The organism is Collimonas sp. (assembly GCF_039923675.1).
In the GTDB taxonomy this organism is placed as follows: Bacteria; Pseudomonadota; Gammaproteobacteria; order Burkholderiales; family Burkholderiaceae_D; genus Collimonas.
On the sequence record NZ_JBDTCG010000072.1, the window covers coordinates 17,982 to 34,185 of the forward strand.

17 protein-coding genes are annotated in these 16,204 nt (G+C 56.8%); 14 read left to right on the plus strand and 3 right to left on the minus strand.

Going from position 1 to position 16,204, the window contains the following annotated elements; all coding sequences use genetic code 11:
* The first annotated feature begins 11 nt into the window (after positions 1–11).
* The 8 genes from nuoI to ABI171_RS15240 all read left to right on the plus strand — a co-directional run bounded on the left by nuoI (position 12) and on the right by ABI171_RS15240 (position 7,850).
* Complete coding sequence (nuoI, locus tag ABI171_RS15205; protein ID WP_038490382.1) at positions 12–500, plus strand: NADH-quinone oxidoreductase subunit NuoI; 489 nt, start codon at positions 12–14, stop codon at positions 498–500.
* 74 nt (positions 501–574) lie between these two features.
* Positions 575–1,243 (plus strand): NADH-quinone oxidoreductase subunit J, encoded by a 669-nt coding sequence (locus tag ABI171_RS15210; RefSeq protein ID WP_348093356.1) that lies wholly within the window; start codon positions 575–577, stop codon positions 1,241–1,243.
* A gap of 12 nt (positions 1,244–1,255) precedes the next feature.
* Positions 1,256–1,564 (plus strand): NADH-quinone oxidoreductase subunit NuoK, encoded by a 309-nt coding sequence (gene nuoK, locus ABI171_RS15215; RefSeq protein ID WP_038490377.1) that lies wholly within the window; start codon positions 1,256–1,258, stop codon positions 1,562–1,564.
* An 82-nt stretch (positions 1,565–1,646) separates the two neighbouring features.
* The gene (nuoL, locus tag ABI171_RS15220) at positions 1,647–3,740 is read left to right on the plus strand and encodes an NADH-quinone oxidoreductase subunit L (protein WP_348093357.1); all 2,094 of its coding nucleotides are present in this window, start codon (positions 1,647–1,649) and stop codon (positions 3,738–3,740) included.
* A gap of 49 nt (positions 3,741–3,789) precedes the next feature.
* Positions 3,790–5,289 carry an NADH-quinone oxidoreductase subunit M gene (locus ABI171_RS15225; RefSeq protein ID WP_348093358.1) on the plus strand — a complete coding sequence of 500 codons (1,500 nt, stop codon included), beginning with the start codon at positions 3,790–3,792 and terminating at the stop codon, positions 5,287–5,289.
* A gap of 26 nt (positions 5,290–5,315) precedes the next feature.
* A complete protein-coding gene (gene nuoN / locus ABI171_RS15230) occupies positions 5,316–6,821 on the plus strand; it encodes an NADH-quinone oxidoreductase subunit NuoN (RefSeq protein WP_348093359.1) in 1,506 nt (501 codons plus the stop codon).
* Between the two features lie 17 nt (positions 6,822–6,838).
* Complete coding sequence (locus ABI171_RS15235) at positions 6,839–7,153, plus strand: DUF2818 family protein (RefSeq protein WP_348093360.1); 315 nt, start codon at positions 6,839–6,841, stop codon at positions 7,151–7,153.
* A gap of 139 nt (positions 7,154–7,292) precedes the next feature.
* Positions 7,293–7,850: an NUDIX hydrolase gene (locus ABI171_RS15240; RefSeq protein WP_348093361.1), complete on the plus strand. Its 558-nt coding sequence runs from the start codon at positions 7,293–7,295 to the stop codon at positions 7,848–7,850.
* Here ABI171_RS15240 and ABI171_RS15245 read toward each other — a convergent pair.
* Complete coding sequence (locus ABI171_RS15245; protein ID WP_348093362.1) at positions 7,847–8,710, minus strand: metallophosphoesterase; 864 nt, start codon at positions 8,708–8,710, stop codon at positions 7,847–7,849. The genes ABI171_RS15240 and ABI171_RS15245 overlap by 4 nt on opposite strands.
* A 45-nt stretch (positions 8,711–8,755) precedes the next feature.
* The gene (locus ABI171_RS15250; RefSeq protein ID WP_348093363.1) at positions 8,756–10,447 is read right to left on the minus strand and encodes an electron transfer flavoprotein-ubiquinone oxidoreductase; all 1,692 of its coding nucleotides are present in this window, start codon (positions 10,445–10,447) and stop codon (positions 8,756–8,758) included.
* Between the two features lie 157 nt (positions 10,448–10,604).
* Between ABI171_RS15250 and ABI171_RS15255 the strand changes: the two genes are divergently transcribed.
* Complete coding sequence (locus tag ABI171_RS15255; RefSeq protein ID WP_348093364.1) at positions 10,605–11,024, plus strand: thioesterase family protein; 420 nt, start codon at positions 10,605–10,607, stop codon at positions 11,022–11,024.
* 3 nt (positions 11,025–11,027) lie between these two features.
* Here the strand turns inward: ABI171_RS15255 and ABI171_RS15260 are convergent, their stop codons facing one another.
* Entirely contained in the window at positions 11,028–11,597 is a 570-nt protein-coding gene (locus tag ABI171_RS15260; protein WP_348093365.1) for a PAS and helix-turn-helix domain-containing protein, read from the minus strand.
* Positions 11,598–11,709: 112 nt separating this feature from the next.
* On the opposite strand from ABI171_RS15260, the gene ABI171_RS15265 reads away from it, so the two are divergent.
* The 5 genes from ABI171_RS15265 to ABI171_RS15285 all read left to right on the plus strand — a co-directional run.
* Complete coding sequence (locus ABI171_RS15265; RefSeq protein ID WP_348093366.1) at positions 11,710–12,411, plus strand: CoA transferase subunit A; 702 nt, start codon at positions 11,710–11,712, stop codon at positions 12,409–12,411.
* 43 nt (positions 12,412–12,454) lie between these two features.
* Complete coding sequence (locus ABI171_RS15270; RefSeq protein ID WP_348093367.1) at positions 12,455–13,108, plus strand: 3-oxoacid CoA-transferase subunit B; 654 nt, start codon at positions 12,455–12,457, stop codon at positions 13,106–13,108.
* 270 nt (positions 13,109–13,378) lie between these two features.
* Positions 13,379–14,245 (plus strand): alpha/beta hydrolase, encoded by an 867-nt coding sequence (locus ABI171_RS15275; protein ID WP_348093368.1) that lies wholly within the window; start codon positions 13,379–13,381, stop codon positions 14,243–14,245.
* Positions 14,246–14,278: 33 nt separating this feature from the next.
* Positions 14,279–14,629, plus strand: coding sequence for a RidA family protein (locus tag ABI171_RS15280; RefSeq protein WP_348093369.1), 351 nt, complete (start codon positions 14,279–14,281; stop codon positions 14,627–14,629).
* 10 nt (positions 14,630–14,639) lie between these two features.
* A partial coding sequence (locus ABI171_RS15285) for an HD domain-containing protein (RefSeq protein ID WP_348093370.1) occupies positions 14,640–16,204 on the plus strand: 1,565 nt, incomplete at its 3' end.

Sequence of the window (16,204 nt, forward strand, 5' to 3'; positions counted from 1 at the left end):
GTATAGAGTAAATGGAAGCCATCAAGGATTTTTTCGGCAGTCTGATGCTGCTGGAGCTGATCAAGGGACTGCGCCTCACCGGCCGCTACCTGTTCGCACGCAAGATTACGGTGCTGTTCCCGGAAGAGAAGACGCCGCAGTCGCCGCGTTTTCGCGGTCTGCATGCGTTGCGCCGCTACCCGAACGGCGAAGAGCGTTGCATCGCCTGCAAACTGTGTGAAGCAGTCTGCCCGGCCATGGCAATCACGATCGAGTCGGAGCAGCGTGCAGACGGTTCGCGCCGCACCACGCGCTACGATATCGATCTGACCAAGTGCATTTTCTGCGGTTTCTGCGAAGAGTCTTGCCCGGTCGATTCGATCGTCGAGACCCACATCCTGGAATACCACGGCGAAAAGCGCGGCGATCTGTACTACACCAAGGAAATGCTGCTGGCGGTGGGCGATCGTTACGAACCTGAGATTGCTGCGGCGCGTGCAGCAGATGCTGCATACCGTTAATACGGTTAATACCGATAATCAACGCTGGTGAAGTATGACTAGCGAAGCTTTTTTAGCCGACTTTCTGGGCCATTATGGAATTTAAGACTTTCTTGTTTTACGCGTTTTCGGTGGTGCTGGTATTGGCCTCGCTACGCGTTATCACCGCCCGCAATCCAGTGCATTCCGCATTGTTCCTGGTGTTGTCGTTTTTCTCGGCGGCCGGTATCTGGATGCTGCTCAAGGCCGAGTTCCTGTCGATCGTGCTGGTGCTGGTTTATGTCGGCGCGGTGATGGTGCTGTTCTTGTTCGTAGTGATGATGCTGGATATTAACCTCGAAAAAATGCGCGAGGGATTCTGGGGTTATTTCCCGCTGGGCGCCACCGTCGGCACCATCATCGTGCTGGAAATGGCCGGGGTCATATTCCACGGCTTCCAGGGTGGCGATGCCGACGTGCCGGCCATCTCGGCCAACATCGGTAATACCAAAGAGCTGGGCAAGCTGATCTACACCGAGTACGTATACGCCTTTGAAATTGCGGCGGTGATCTTGCTGGTGGCGATTGTGGCTGCGGTTGCACTGACTTTGCGCCGTCGTAAAGACAGCAAATACTTTTCGCCGGCTGCGGCAGTCAAGGTCAAGAGCACCGACCGCGTGCGCATCGTCAAGATGCAGTCGGAGGCCAAGGTCGATCCGATTGCGCCGGCAGTGCCTGTTGCTGCGCCTGCCACTCCGCCCGCACCAGCGGCGCCACAAAAATAACAAGGACGCAATATGGTACTTTCGCTCGCTCATTATCTGATTCTTGGTGCGATCCTGTTTTCGATCGGGATCGTCGGCATTTTCCTCAATCGCAAGAACCTCATCGTATTGCTGATGGCAATCGAATTGATGCTGCTGGCGGTGAACATGAATTTCATCGCCTTCTCGTATTACCTGGGCGATGCGGCAGGACAGATTTTCGTTTTCTTCATCCTCACGGTAGCAGCTGCCGAATCGGCAATTGGTTTGGCCATCCTGGTGGCGTTGTTCCGTAATCTGGACACCATCAATGTGGAAGATCTGGACAGTCTCAAAGGCTAACGACGAGGTTTGTCCCGGCAGCCGGTGCTGGCGGGACATGGAATACGCAGATAACAAATAACGAATAAAGATAAGGTTCATCATGGCGGGGCAACTTAACCCACAATTACTTCTTGCCGTACCGTTGGCACCCCTGGTTGGTGCTGCGATCGCGGGCTTATTCGGTACCAAATTCTTCGGCAATCTGGTCGGTCGCAAGACCTCGCACACGGTCACGATCCTGGGCGTGCTGATCGCCCTGATCATCTCCGTGCAGACCTTGCTGCAGGTGATCGACGGCGCCACCTTCAACGGCACCTTGTACACCTGGATGACGGTCGGCGGCGTCAAGCTGGAAGTCGGTTTCCTGATCGACAGCCTGACCGCGATGATGATGTGCGTGGTGACCTTTGTCTCGCTCATGGTGCATATCTACACCATCGGCTACATGAAGGACGATGAAGGCTATAACCGCTTCTTCTCCTACATCTCCCTGTTCACGTTCTCGATGCTGATGCTGGTCATGAGCAACAACTTCCTGCAGTTGTTCTTCGGCTGGGAAGCAGTGGGCCTGGTGTCGTATCTGCTGATCGGTTTCTGGTACACCCGTCCGACGGCGATTTTCGCCAACATGAAAGCCTTCCTGGTGAACCGTGTCGGCGACTTCGGCTTCATCCTCGGCATCGGCCTGCTGCTGGCGTATTCGGGTTCGATGAACTACACCGAAGTGTTTGCGCAAAAAGGCCTGCTGGCGCAAATGACTCTGCCGGGCAGCGACTGGATGTTGCTGACGGTTGCCTGTATCTGCCTGTTCATCGGCGCCATGGGTAAATCCGCGCAGTTTCCGTTGCACGTCTGGCTGCCGGATTCGATGGAAGGCCCGACGCCGATTTCCGCGCTGATCCACGCGGCGACCATGGTGACTGCCGGTATCTTCATGGTGACCCGTATGTCGCCGTTGTTCGAGCTGTCCGATACCGCCTTGTCGTTCATCCTGATCATCGGTTCGATCACTGCGCTGTTCATGGGATTTCTCGGCGTTATCCAGACCGACATCAAGCGCGTGGTGGCTTACTCGACGCTGTCGCAGCTGGGCTACATGACTGTAGCGCTGGGCGCGTCGGCTTACTCGGTGGCAGTGTTCCACCTGATGACACATGCATTCTTCAAGGCTTTGCTGTTCCTCGGCGCCGGTTCGGTGATTATCGGTCTGCACCACGATCAAGACATGCGCAACATGGGCGGCCTGCGTAAATACATGCCGATCACCTGGATCACCTCGCTCATCGGTTCGCTGGCGCTGATCGGTACGCCGTTCTTCTCCGGTTTCTATTCGAAGGACAGCATCATCGACGCGGCGCATGCGTCGACGTTGTTCGGTTCAGGCTTTGCTTATTTTGCTGTGCTGGCGAGTGTATTCGTGACTGCCTTTTATTCGTTCCGAATGTACTTCATGGTGTTCCATGGCGAAGAGCGTTTCGGCAAGGCGCATGACGATCATGGCCATCACGCGCCGGCACATGCTGCGAACGATGCACACGCATCGCATGATTCCCATGACGCCCATCATGATGATGAAGAAGAGCACGAACACCACGGCTTGGCGCCTGGCCAGAAGCCGCAGGAGTCGCCTTGGGTGGTGACGCTGCCATTGATCCTGCTGGCGATTCCATCTGCCGTCATCGGTTTCTTTGCCATCGAGCCGATGTTGTACGGTAATTTCTTCAAGGATGTGATTTTCGTCAACGACGCGCATCACGCGATGGAAGAGTTGCGCCATGAATTCAACGGTCCAGTCGGCATGGTTGCGCACGCCTTCGCTTCAGCGCCATTGTGGCTGGCGATTGCCGGTGTAGCTGCCGCCTACTACTGCTATATGGTCAATCCGCGCTTGCCGGCGGCGATCAAGCAAAAGTGCGGTCCGATCTACACGCTGCTTGAAAACAAATACTATCTGGACAAATTCAACGACATCGTCTTTGCAGGCGGCGCCCGCATGCTGGGCCGTGGCTTGTGGAATGCCGGCGACCGTGGCCTGATCGATGGCTTGATCGTCAACGGTAGCGCCAAGGCGGTCAACTGGTTCTCGAAGATTACCCGTCTCTGGCAATCCGGCTATATCTATCACTATGCGTTCGTGATGATCATCGGCGTGCTGGGTTTCCTGGTGTGGTTCATGCCGTATCCGTTCAAATAAGCCGCTCAGTTGAACACAGCAAACTCAGCAAGGTAGATAAATAATACATATGATGCAATCAACTTTCCCGCTCTATAGCCATCTCCTCAGTCTCGCCATCTGGTGTCCGATCGCGTTTGGTATCCTCGTCCTGGCAGTGGGCCGCGACGACAATCCAACTCTGGTGCGCTGGCTTTCGTTGCTTGGCGCAGCGGTCAGTTTCGTGGTGACCTTGCCGATCGTGCGTCAGTTTGATAACGGTTTCCAGGGCATGCAGTTCGTTGAAAAGTCGGTGTGGATCGACCGCTTCAACATCAATTATTTCCTCGGTATCGACGGCATCTCGCTGTGGTTCATCCCGCTGACAGCTTTCATTACGGTGCTGGTGGTGATCTCCGCCTGGCAAGTGATCGAAAAGAAAGTCGCGCAGTACATGGGCGCCTTTCTGATCTTGTCGGGCCTGATGATCGGCGTCTTCTGCGCGCTGGACGGCATGCTCTTCTATGTATTTTTTGAAGCTACGCTGATCCCGATGTTCATCATCGTCGGCGTCTGGGGCGGTACCAACCGCGTGTATGCAGCGATCAAGTTCTTCCTGTACACGCTGATGGGCTCGCTGCTGATGCTGATCGCTTTGCTGTATCTGTACTTCCATTCCGGCACTTTCGAAATCCTGACCTGGCACCAGCTGCCGTTGGACATGTCGGAACAGATCTTGATTTTCCTCGCTTTCCTGATTGCGTTTGCGGTCAAGGTGCCGATGTGGCCGGTGCATACCTGGTTGCCGGACGCCCACGTTGAAGCTCCGACCGGCGGCTCGGTGGTGCTGGCGGCCATCATGCTGAAGCTGGGCGGCTACGGCTTCCTGCGTTTCTCGCTGCCGATCACGCCTGATGCAAGTCATTACCTGTCCGGTTTCATGATCACCTTGTCGCTGATAGCAGTGATCTATATCGGCCTGGTGGCGCTGGTGCAAAAAGACATGAAGAAGCTGATCGCCTATTCGTCGATCGCACACATGGGTTTCGTCACGCTTGGTTTCTTCATTTTCAACGACATCGGCCTGCAGGGCGGTATCGTGCAGATGATCTCGCACGGCTTTGTCTCCGGCGCGATGTTCCTGTGTATCGGCGTACTGTACGACCGCATGCATACCCGTGAAATCTCGGCTTATGGCGGCGTGGTAAATGTGATGCCGCGTTTCGCTGCCTTGTTCGTCTTGTTCTCGCTGGCCAATTCCGGCTTGCCAGGCACTTCCGGTTTCGTCGGCGAGTTCATGGTGATCCTGGGTGCGGTCAAGTTCAATTTCTGGATCGGCCTGCTGGCAGCGACCGCGTTGATTCTCGGTGCAGCGTATTCGTTGTGGCTGGTCAAGCGCGTGGTGTTTGGCGCCGTGACCAATTCGCATGTGAAAGAAATGCTCGACCTGAACAAGCGTGAGTTCGCCATGCTGGGTGTACTGGCGATCGCCGTCATCGCGATGGGGCTGTATCCGGCGCCGTTTACCGATGCGATGCAGGTATCGGTGGCCGATCTGCTGAAGCATGTCGCGATCACCAAGTTGAACTGATTAGCATAAAAATAAGCGGCAAATAAATGAATAACATGAATCTGATCCCTGTTTATCCGGAAATCTTTCTGCTGATTGCGACCTCGGTCGTACTGCTGATCGATATGTTCGTTTCGGATGCCAAGCGCCACATCACCTATTACCTGACGCTGGCCGTGCTGGCTGTGTGCTTTGTATTGACGTTGGGTGCATTTCAAAGCGGGGAGACGGTTTATACCTTCCACAACATGTTTGTCTCCGACCCGCTGAGCAGTCTGCTGAAGCTGGTTTCTTACGTGGCGGTGGCGATGACTCTGGTCTATTCGCGCGGTTATGTGAGTGAGCGCAACATGGTTGGTGGCCATCTGGGCGGTGAATTCTATCCGCTGGCCTTGTTCGCTTTGCTGGGACAGATGGTGATGATCTCCGGCAGTAATTTCCTCAGCATCTACCTGGGCCTGGAATTGATGTCCTTGTCGCTGTACGCAATGGTGGCTTTGCGTCGCGAGAACACTTCCGCAACCGAAGCGGCGATGAAATATTTCGTGCTGGGCGCGATGGCTTCAGGTTTCCTGTTATACGGTATGTCGATGCTATACGGCGCAACCGGCTCGCTCGACCTGGTTGAAGTAGCGCGTGCCGCGGATTCCGGCGGCATCAACCATACCGTGCTGGTATTCGGCGTGGTGTTCGTGGTCGCCGGCCTTGCCTTCAAACTGGGGGCAGTACCATTCCATATGTGGGTGCCTGACGTTTATCAAGGTGCGCCAACAGCTGTAACGCTGCTTCTGGGCGGCGCACCCAAGCTGGCGGCTTTTGCGATTTGCTTCCGCCTGTTGGTGGAAGCGCTGTTGCCGCTGGCTGTTGACTGGCAGCAGATGCTGACCGTGCTGGCGGTGCTGTCGATGGCGATCGGTAACATCACGGCGATTGCCCAGACCAATATCAAGCGCATGCTGGCTTACTCGACCATTTCGCACATGGGCTTCATGCTGCTCGGTTTGCTGAGCGGAGTGGTCGACGGCAATCTGTTTTCGACTTCCAATGCGTATAGCTCGGCCTTGTTCTATGCGATCACCTATGTCATGACTACGCTCGGCACGTTCGGCGTCATCATGCTGCTGTCGCGCGCCGGATTTGAAGCAGAAAACATGGAGGACTTCAAAGGCTTGAACCAGCGCAGTCCTTGGTTTGCCGCTGTAATGCTGGTGCTGATGCTGTCGCTGGCAGGGATTCCTCCGCTGATGGGCTTTTACGCCAAGCTGTCGGTGCTGCAGGCGGTGATCGGCACGCATCAGATCTGGCTGGCGGTGATTGCTGTTTTGTTCTCGCTAATCGGCGCCTTCTACTACCTGCGCGTCATCAAGATGATGTATTTCGATGAGCCGCAAGACCGTGCTCCGATCGTTGCCCATGTCGACGTCCGTATATTGCTCAGCCTGAACGGTATGGCGGTGCTGGTTCTGGGCCTGTGGCCTGGCCTGCTGATGGATGCCAGTAACCTGGCCATTGTGCGTACGCTGGCAGGTTTCATCGCCAGAGTTACCTCGTAATCATCGAAAATGACAGCGTGAACGTTTCTCTTTCCAGCCTGTTCGTCATCCTGCTAGCGCTGCTGGCTGCGAACCTGCCGTTCTTTAATGAACGCTTGTTCGCGCTGATTCCGCTCAAGTCCGGCGGCCAGGCAACGGTCAAGCCGATCTGGGTGCGTTTGCTTGAACTGCTGGCGCTGTATGCGCTGGTTGGCGTGTTTGCCTATGTGCTGGAGGCGAATATCGGCAATACATTTACGCAAGGCTGGGAGTTTTATGCGGTGACCGGCTGCATGTTCCTGGTGCTGGCCTATCCGGGTTTCGTATTACGCTATCTGAAGAAACATCGCTGAAGCAGAGAAGGGAGGGGCGCTGCGTCAGTTCTTCGCCAGCGTCATCCACTTCGGCGCGCAGCACAGCCTGCGCGTTCAAGCATTACAATCCCTCTAGTCAGTATCTTTCACTTTCCGCCATTTTTGCTGGAGCGTTAGCATGGATAGTCACCTCAAAGAAACCCGGATCGCCACTGCCGTTGCCTATGACGGACATTTTCTTAAAGTACAGCGCGACAAGGTTGAACTGCCGGACGGCAAAGCCACCACACGCGAATACATCAAGCATCCCGGCGCGGTCGTGATCCTGCCTTTGTTTGAAGACGGCACAGTACTGCTGGAACGGCAATACCGTTATCCGCTGGAGCGCGTCTTCATTGAATATCCCGCCGGAAAAATCGATGAAGGCGAAGATTACCTGGATTGCGCCAAGCGCGAGCTGCTGGAAGAAACCGGTTATACCGCGACCGAATGGCAGCATGTCTGCACCATACATAACGCCATTGCCTATTCCGACGAGCACCTGGAATTGTTCCTGGCGCGCGGCCTGGTGGCGGGCGAACGCAAGCTCGACGACGGCGAATTCCTGGACGTGTTCAAGGCCCCGCTTGAAGACATGTTGAGCTGGGTAAGAGAAGGCAAGGTCACCGACGTTAAAACCGTGATTGGCACTTTCTGGCTTGAAAAAATCGTCGCAGGTAACTGGAAACTGCCTTAGTACATCGTACAGATCACGAGCTCCGGATCTGCGTTTAGCCGGATAGGCAGACTGCTGCATCCGACCCCGCGGCTCACGATCAGACTGCCGTTGTGTTCTCGGTTGTGTTTTATTTCGTGTCGCCCGAAGTGATGCTTCCTGCACAACGGGCCGGACGGCACGATGATCGGCCGTCCGTCCGGCAACGCGATCTGGCCGCCATGTGTATGGCCTGCCAGGATGATATCGGAGCGATGGCCGTCGAGCAGCAGTAAGCCGTCGGGCGAATGCATCAGTAGCACGCGTACGGCTCCAGTGTTGGCAATGGCTTGTTGTATATCCGGGGCGCCGGTCCAGGGATCGTCCAGGCCGCAAATCGAGACGGTGTCATACGGGGCTGGCAGTGGGCGATTCTGGTTGACCAGGACATCGACCCCGGCGTCGTTCAAGATGCCGCATAATTCCGTATCGTCCACCCATAAATCGTGATTCCCCATCACCGCATATTTGCCGAATCGCGGATGGATGGCGGCCAGTCTTGCCTTGAGTACTTCGGCATAGTGCGCGTGACACGAAACAAAGTCGCCGCCAAGCAGCAAGATGTCAGGCTGTTGACGATGGATTTCGTCGAAAAGATCTTCGAATATTTGTGGATGCGTAGTCGGGCCGGCGTGGAGGTCGGACGCAAATGCAATGCGCAAAGGTGTCACCAGTTTTTTCTCCGGCGGTAATTCCACTGCGTACTGCGAAACGCTTAATTTGCCGTGCAAGCCAAGGCGATAGCTCCACTTGGCGAAGAAGCCATTGAGCAGCAGCCGATCGAGAGTACGTTCACTCCGCCTGCGTGCCGGATAGTTATGTTTTCCGCGCCAGATTGTCATTGGATGAATACAAAAAAGGCTGCAATTGCAGCCTTTAAGATGATATTACATGTTCGGATAGTTCGGGCCGCCGCCGCCTTCCGGCGTCACCCACACGATATTCTGTGTCGGATCCTTGATGTCGCAGGTTTTGCAATGCACGCAGTTTTGTGCGTTGATCTGCAGCCGCTCTGTATTGTCGTCGTTGGTGACGAATTCATAGACGCCGGCAGGGCAGTAGCGCGCTTCCGGACCGGCATAGTCGCGCAGGTTGACGTTCACCGGCACGTTTGGATCTTTCAAGGTCAGGTGGATCGGCTGGTCTTCGGCGTGGTTGGTGTTGGAAATGAACACTGACGACAGGCGGTCGAAGGTCAGCTTGCCATCCGGCTTCGGATACTTGATCGGCGCGTAGTTGGCGGCCGGCTTCAGGCATTCGTGATCGGCGTGGGTGTGACGCAAGGTCCATGGCGCTTTGCCGCCGAATACCACCTGGTCGATGCCGACCATCAAGGTGCCGAGATACAGGCCCTTGCTCATCCATGGCTTGAAATTACGCGCTTTGTGCAGTTCTTCGCGCAGCCAGGATTGTTCGAAGGCCTGGCTGTAAGCGGTCAGCTCGTCAAACTGGCGGTTGTTGCCCAAAGCTTCAAACGCCGCATTGGCTGCCAGCATGCCGGTCTTGATCGCGGCATGGCTGCCCTTGATACGGCTGGCGTTGAGAAAGCCGGCGTCGCAGCCGATCAGCGCGCCGCCCGGGAAGGTCAGCTTGGGCAGCGATTGCAGGCCGCCGGCGGTAATGGCGCGGGCGCCGTAGGAAATCCGCTTGCCGCCCTGGAAAAACTTGCTGATTTCCGGATGCGTCTTGTAGCGCTGGAATTCTTCATAAGGCGACAGATAGGGGTTTTCATAAGCCAGGCCGACCACATAGCCGACTGCGACCTGGTTGTTTTCCAGGTGATACAGGAAGGAGCCGCCGTAGGTCTGGGTATCCAGCGGCCAGCCGGCGGTATGCACCACCAGGCCCGGCTGATGCAGCTTGGGATCGATTTCCCACAGTTCCTTGATACCGATGGCGTAGGTTTGCGGATCCTTGCCCTTGTTGAGGTCGAATTTTGCCATCAGCTGCTTGCCCAGATGGCCGCGTGCGCCCTCGGCAAACAAGGTGTACTTGGCGTGCAGCTCCATGCCCAGCTGGAAAGCATCGGTAGGCCGGCCATGGCGGTCCACGCCCATATTGCCGGTGGCGACGCCCTTGACCGAACCGTCTTCGTTGTACAATACCTCGGCGGCAGGGAAGCCGGGGAAAATCTCCACGCCCAGGGTTTCCGCCTGCTGTCCCATCCAGCGCACCACGTTCGCCAAAGAGATAACGTAGTTGCCATGGTTCTGGAAGCAGGCCGGCAACAGCCAGTTAGGCGTCTTGTAAGCCTTGTTTTCGGTCAGGAACAGGAAGCGGTCTTCGCTGACTTCAGTGGTCAGCGGCGCGCCCAGTTCTTTCCAGTTTGGCAGCAATTCGGTCAATGCCTGCGGGTCCATCACGGCGCCGGACAGGATATGGGCGCCGATTTCGCTGCCTTTCTCCAATACGCAGACGGACACTTCGCGTCCTTGTTCGGTGGCCTGCTGCTTGAGCCGGATCGCTGCCGCCAGGCCGGCCGGACCGCCGCCAACGACCACGACATCGTATTCCATCGCTTCGCGCGGGCCATACTGTTCTAGGAGATTCTGCTGGTTTTGCCCTGGGGTTGGAGTCATTGTCTCTTTACCTATAATTAATTTTTCGAACGGATGTGCTAATTGTCGGGGATTTTGCGGCAGAATGCTAGGTCTCGTCGGTGCTTAGTAGGGTTCCTCGCATGTTATCCGACGAGACGGCGCTGCACACAGTATTCAGTTCAGGAAAGTTAGAGTCATGGAAACCAAAAAACACGTCCACACTACCCGTATCGCCATGCGCTGGGGCGATATGGATGCGCTCGGCCACGTCAACAACACGATTTACTTCCGCTATATGGAACAGGCCCGGATCGAGTGGCTGCAACAACTCGGCAGTGATTTCGACTCGCGTCACGGGCCGGTGCTGGTCAATGCGCAATGCAGTTTCTTGCGTCAATTGAAATACCCTTGCGAAGTTGAAGTCAAATCTTATATCGGCGCGATCGGCCGCTCCAGTTTCGAGGCCAGCTACGAAATCCGCCGCGCCGACATGCCGGACGTGGTGTTCGCGGAGGGTACCGCAAAGATCGTCTGGGTCGATTTCGACCTGGAGAAATCCATGCCCTTGCCAGATGGCCTGCGCCAGTTGCTGACTAATCCTGTATTGCCGGGATAAGCCTTAAATCTTCTCTGCCTGCGTAATCCCCAGCAGGCGGTGCACCAGTTCGCTGGAAGTCGACGCTTCAAATTTCTTCATCAGGTTGGCCCGGTGCATTTCGACAGTGCGCGGGCTGAGACCGATCTGCTTGCCGATCAGCTTGCTGGTTTTTCCTTCTACCAGCAGCGCTGCGATTTCGCGTTCGCGCGGCGACAGCACTGCCGAGGCGCGGCGCTTTTCACTCAAGTCTTCAAAGGTCCAGATGCCGGCCGCATGGGTATCTTCCGGCACTAGCGCGTGGCCGGTGACATGGCACCAGAACAACTCGCCGCTGGCGCGCCGCATGATGCGCTCGTCCGAATAAATCCCTTTTGCGTTCATGATCGGCACGATACGCACACCGGTGCGCTCAAACTCGTCTTGAGTCGGGTACAGTAGCGCAAACGACTGACCGTTCAATTCCTCCGGCTGATAGCCGAACATCCGCGTCAGCGCCAGGTTGCATACTTGCATGATGCGGCGTTCGGAAACGCACATGCCTATCGGCGCGTGGGCAAAGATGGTCTGGTAATCGATAGCGGAATTAGGCAAAAGATAAGAATTCGTAGTTTTACGGTATTGTTGGAAGCATCACTTCGTCATATGCTAACAGACCAAGAGCAAAGCAATAATAGCTAGAGTTTACACAAACAGGAGGCAAGGCATGAACAAAGTTTATCCTGACGCGGCAAGCGCGTTGGCCGGCATCGTCAAAGATGGCCAGACCATCGCCGTAGGCGGCTTCGGCCTGTGCGGCATTCCGGAGGCGCTGATCCTGGCGCTGCGCAATTCAGGCGTGAAAGAGTTGACCGCGATTTCCAACAACGCGGGCGTTGACGGCTTCGGTCTCGGGCAATTGCTAACCACTCGTCAAATCAAGAAAATGATCGCTTCGTATGTCGGCGAAAACAAGGAATTCGAACGTCAATACCTGGCCGGCGAGCTGGAACTGGAATTTACGCCGCAAGGTACTTTGGCGGAAAAGCTGCGCGCCGGCGGCGCCGGCATTCCGGCATTTTTCACTAAAACCGGCGTCGGCACGCTGGTCGCCGAGGGCAAGGAAATCCGCGAATTCGACGGTGAAAAATATGTGATGGAACGTTCGCTGGTGGCCGACGTTTCGCTGGTCAAAGCCTACAAGGCCGATCGCAGCGGCAACCTGGTATTCAACAAAACCGCCCGTAACTTCAACCCGAACGTCGCCATGGCCGGCAAGATCACGGTGGTCGAGGTGGAGCATCTGGTCGAGGTCGGCGAGATCGATCCGGACCAGGTCCACACGCCGGGCATATTTGTGCATCGCATCGTAGTCAATGCGACACCGGAAAAGCGGATCGAACAGCGCACCGTTCGCCCGGCACAATAGATAGAACGAATAGAACGAATAGAACGTAGACCAGGAGAATAAAATGGCATGGACACGTGATGAAATGGCCGCGCGCGCGGCGAAAGAATTGCAAGATGGCTTTTACGTCAACCTCGGCATCGGCTTGCCGACGCTGGTTGCCAACCATGTACCGAAAGACATCGAAGTCTGGCTGCAATCGGAAAACGGTTTGCTCGGCATCGGCCCGTTCCCGACCGACGATGCAGTCGACGCCGACCTGATCAACGCCGGCAAGCAGACCGTGACCTCGTTGCCGGGATCGGCTTACTTCAGTTCCGCCGATTCGTTCGCGATGATACGCGGCGGTAAAATCAACATCGCCATTCTCGGCGCAATGCAGGTCTCCAAGAATGGCGATCTGGCCAACTGGATGATTCCCGGCAAGCTGGTCAAAGGCATGGGCGGCGCAATGGACCTGGTGGCTGGCGTGGGCCGGGTAGTGGTGCTGATGGAGCACGTGGCCAAGGCCAAAGACGGCTCGACCTCGCACAAGATCCTGGAGGCTTGCAACCTGCCGCTGACCGGCGTCGGCGTGGTGGACCGCATCATTACCGACCTGGGCGTGATGGACGTTACGCCGCAGGGCTTGAAGGTGATCGAATTGGCGCCGGGCGTAAGCCGGGAAGATATCGTTGCCCAAACCGGCGCTGAACTGGACCTGAGCACACTGCACTGAGACGGGAAAACCGGAGGCCGGGCTGCATACTGCGATCCCGGCCGGATTTTTCCGAATTTTTTCCGGATGAAAAAAACGGCGTTTGACACCCGGTGTCAGACGCCGTTTTTTCATTGCGGGCCCGCCTGTGGCCCTTATGTTCAAGGTAAGGTGCAAGGGTAGGGCCATATGCGATAAGATGTTGTATATCCGCAAAGCAAAATGCGCTGCCTGGTTCGCCGGGGCGCTATTTGCCGTCGCCCGGCAAGCCTTAACCGAAACGGGGTACCAATGACCATCGCCACGCACAAGTCTGTTCAATGTATTTCTCCCGCCGGCCTGCATAAAATGGCCTATCAGGAATGGGGCGATCCGCACAATCCGAATGTGTTGCTGTGCCTGCACGGCGTCACTCGCGTATCCGACGATTTCGACCAGCTGGCGCGGGCCCTGTGCGGTACCTATCGGGTGGTGTGTCCAGACGTGGTGGGCCGCGGCCGTTCCGGCTGGCTGCGCGATCCGCAATACTACATACTGCCGCAGTACCTGAATGATGTGGTCACTTTGCTGGCTCGCCTAAACGCCGAGACCGTCGACCTGGTCGGCACCTCGATGGGCGGCCTGATCGGCATCGGCCTGGCTTCGCTGCCGGACAACCCTATACGCAAACTGGTCTTGAACGATGTCGGCCCCAGCCTGAATCCGGACGCGATGGGACGCATCGGCGAATATATCGGCGCTGACATGCGCTTCGCCACCTTTGATGAAGCCGCCGCCTATATTCGCGCCATCTCGGCCTCTTTCGGTCCGCATACCGACGCCGAATGGCACAAGCTGGCGGCCGATGTGCTGCGCCAGAACGCGCAAGGCGAGTGGATACGCCACTACGATTTGAAGCTGGCGGAGCCGTTCAAGTCGACCAGCCCTGACGCCTTCAAAATGGCGGAAATGCTGTTGTGGAATGCCTACAAGGCGATTACCTGTCCGACTTTGCTGGTGCGCGGCGCGCAGTCTGATTTGCTGTCCGTCGACACTGCGCAACTGATGACGCAAACCGGACCAAAAGCCAAACTGGTGGAACTGACAGGTGTCGGCCATGCTCCAACCTTGCTGCATACCGACCAGATTGAAATTGTCGCCGATTTTCTGATCGGCTGATTTGTTGTTCATAACATTTATAGGAGATGATTCATGACTATCCAGCGCCTGCACGTCGGCAAGAGACTTTCGGAAGTCGCCATCAATAACGGTACCGTGTACCTGGCCGGCCAGCTGGCCGAGGACACCACCCAGAACATCGAAGGCCAGACGCGCGAGTCGCTCGGCCATATCGACCGCTTGCTGGCTGAAGCCGGCAGCGACAAGCATCACATCCTGTCGTGCCAGATCTACCTCGCCGACGTCAAGGATTTCGATGGCATGAACCTGATCTGGGACGAGTGGGTCTCTACCAATAATGCGCCGCCGCGCGCCACGGTAGAAGCCAAACTCGCACGTCCGGAAATTCTGATAGAAATTATCGTGGTCGCGGCACAAAAATAAAGATGTCAGCATGGTTTCGCTCACTGCAACACAACGCGCTACGCAAATCCAGTTATGCACCGCCGGCCTGAGCGATGCGGATAGTGCGCGCGTGCTCGATGCGCTGGCATTCGTCGAGCCGCTATACGCCGATAACGTCATCACCACCGGCCAGAGCGCGCTCGATTTTTCGCATGGCGTGGCCAGCATCCTGGCCTTGCTTGACACCGATGTAGAGACCCGTATCGCAGCCTTGCTGTTCGAGTTGCCGTTGTTGGACGCCAGCTATGCCGATACCATCGAGCAGCGCTTCGGCAAGGAAATCTCGGACCTGGTCGGCGGTATCCGCCAACTGATGCGGCTGCACGGTTTTACCTTCGGTTTGCCGCAGGAAGTCATGCGTGGCAAGAACGCCGCGCAGCAAGCCGCCAGCCAGGTCGAAACCTTGCGCAAGATGCTGCTGGCGATGGCCACCGACATGCGGGTGGTGCTGGTGCGGCTGGCTTCGCGGGTGACGGCGCTGCGCTATTTTTCCGAGCACAAGATGGAGAACGAGCGCACCAGCCAGTACGCGCGCGAGACGCTCGACCTGTACGCGCCGCTGGCCAACCGGCTCGGCATCTGGCAGCTTAAGTGGGAGCTGGAAGACCTGTCGTTCCGTTTTATCGATCCGGTCACCTACAAGCGTATCGCCAAGATGCTGGAAGAGCGGCGCATCGAGCGCGAAGGTTTCGTCGATGCCGCCATCACGCGCTTGCGCAGCGAGCTGGCGGCGGCCGACATCAAGGCCGAAGTCTCGGGCCGGCCCAAGCACATCTTCAGCATCTGGAACAAGATGCAAGGCAAGGATCTCGATTTTTCCGAGCTGTACGACGTTCGCGCTTTCCGCGTGATTGTGGACGATGTCAAGACTTGCTACACGGTGCTCGGTATCGTCCACAATATCTGGGTACCGATCCCGAAAGAGTTCGACGATTATATTTCGCGGCCCAAGCAAAACGGCTATCAATCGCTGCACACGGTGGTGCTGGCCGACGACGACCGCGCACTCGAAGTGCAGATCCGCACCAACGAAATGCATCATTTCGCCGAGTACGGCGTGGCGGCGCACTGGCGCTACAAGGAGTCCGGCGGCTCCAATTTTGCCGCGCAAAAATACGACGAGAAAATCGCCTGGCTGCGGCAACTGCTGGCCTGGAAAAGCGAAGTGGTGGATGCGGTGGTCGAGCACGAAGACAGTCGCCGCGAGTGGCTGGAAAAGCTCAAGCAAGCCACCCTCAGCGATCATATTTACGTACTGACGCCGCAAGCGCGCGTGATCGAATTGCCGAGCGGCGCCACGCCTATCGATTTCGCCTATTACCTGCACACCGATGTCGGCCACCGTTGCCGCGGCGCGCGCGTGGATGGCAGCATGGTGCCGCTCAACACGCCGCTGAAGAACGGCCAGACGGTAGAAATCATCACCGCCAAGAATGCTCCCGGCGGCGCCGGGCCGTCGCGCGACTGGCTCAATCCGGGCTACGCCGCCAGCGCACGCACCCGTTCCAAGGTGCGCGCCTGGTTCAACGCCATCGAGCAGCAAGAAACCCTGGC

Bases quoted from the DNA above. Each gene is read 5' to 3' on its own strand.
- nuoI (WP_038490382.1), top strand. From the start codon at position 12: ATGGAAGCCATCAAGGATTTTTTCGGCAGTCTGATGCTGCTGGAGCTG.
- ABI171_RS15210 (WP_348093356.1), top strand. From the start codon at position 575: ATGGAATTTAAGACTTTCTTGTTTTACGCGTTTTCGGTGGTGCTGGTA.
- nuoK (WP_038490377.1), top strand. From the start codon at position 1,256: ATGGTACTTTCGCTCGCTCATTATCTGATTCTTGGTGCGATCCTGTTT.
- nuoL (WP_348093357.1), top strand. From the start codon at position 1,647: ATGGCGGGGCAACTTAACCCACAATTACTTCTTGCCGTACCGTTGGCA.
- ABI171_RS15225 (WP_348093358.1), top strand. From the start codon at position 3,790: ATGATGCAATCAACTTTCCCGCTCTATAGCCATCTCCTCAGTCTCGCC.
- nuoN (WP_348093359.1), top strand. From the start codon at position 5,316: ATGAATAACATGAATCTGATCCCTGTTTATCCGGAAATCTTTCTGCTG.
- ABI171_RS15240 (WP_348093361.1), top strand. From the start codon at position 7,293: ATGGATAGTCACCTCAAAGAAACCCGGATCGCCACTGCCGTTGCCTAT.
- ABI171_RS15245 (WP_348093362.1), bottom strand. From the start codon at position 8,710: ATGACAATCTGGCGCGGAAAACATAACTATCCGGCACGCAGGCGGAGT.
- ABI171_RS15250 (WP_348093363.1), bottom strand. From the start codon at position 10,447: ATGACTCCAACCCCAGGGCAAAACCAGCAGAATCTCCTAGAACAGTAT.
- ABI171_RS15255 (WP_348093364.1), top strand. From the start codon at position 10,605: ATGGAAACCAAAAAACACGTCCACACTACCCGTATCGCCATGCGCTGG.
- ABI171_RS15265 (WP_348093366.1), top strand. From the start codon at position 11,710: ATGAACAAAGTTTATCCTGACGCGGCAAGCGCGTTGGCCGGCATCGTC.
- ABI171_RS15270 (WP_348093367.1), top strand. From the start codon at position 12,455: ATGGCATGGACACGTGATGAAATGGCCGCGCGCGCGGCGAAAGAATTG.
- ABI171_RS15275 (WP_348093368.1), top strand. From the start codon at position 13,379: ATGACCATCGCCACGCACAAGTCTGTTCAATGTATTTCTCCCGCCGGC.
- ABI171_RS15280 (WP_348093369.1), top strand. From the start codon at position 14,279: ATGACTATCCAGCGCCTGCACGTCGGCAAGAGACTTTCGGAAGTCGCC.